General features: G+C 74.3%; 1 protein-coding gene. It reads right to left on the bottom strand.

What is annotated here, in order from left to right; genetic code table 11:
• Window positions 1-575: enoyl-CoA hydratase-related protein (locus ML342_RS11670; RefSeq protein ID WP_240127187.1), on the bottom strand; the 575-nt coding region annotated here is incomplete at both ends.

The raw sequence follows: 575 nt of genomic DNA, 5'->3' as shown, positions 1-575 counted from the left end.
CGCGAAGTGCGTGCGCGAGATGAGCTCTGGATTGCCCACGTATTTGAGCGCGCCTTCGAATGCCCCCCGGATGCCGACGGCGGCGAGCTGGTCCGCCATCTCGCGCGCGCGCCGCTCGCGCCCGCCGCGCGTGTGCGCGAGGCCCTGCACGAGCTGGGGATCGTCCGGGTCCACCCCCAGGCCGACGATGTGCACCGTCAGGCCGGCGAAGGTGACCGAAATTTCCACGCCGCTCAGGTAGGGCAGGCCGAGCGCATGGGCCGCCGCTGCCGCCCGGTGCTGGCCGCCGACCTCGTCGTGGTCGGTCAGCGCCCACAGCTCCACCCCGTTGGCTTTGGCGCGCTCGGCCAGCGCCTCGGGCGCGTGCAGGGCGTTGAAAAAGCCCCAGGCCAGACCCTCGGCGGCGGTCATGGTGCGGCCGGTGAAGAGCAGCTCGGCGGCGCGGCCCTGCCCGATCACCCGGGGCAGCAGCGCGCACGCCCCCATGTCCGCCCCAGCCAGGCCGACCCGGGTGAACAGGAAGGCGGTGCGCGCGCGCTCGGTGCCGAGCCGCAGGTCGCTGGCCAGCGCGAGCA

Origin of the sequence: Thermomonas alba, assembly GCF_022419205.1 — a bacterium.
GTDB lineage: Bacteria > Pseudomonadota > Gammaproteobacteria > Xanthomonadales > Xanthomonadaceae > Thermomonas > Thermomonas alba.
Note: the sequence above shows the minus strand (reverse complement) of the source record. Positions and strands in the feature narration are given on the sequence as shown.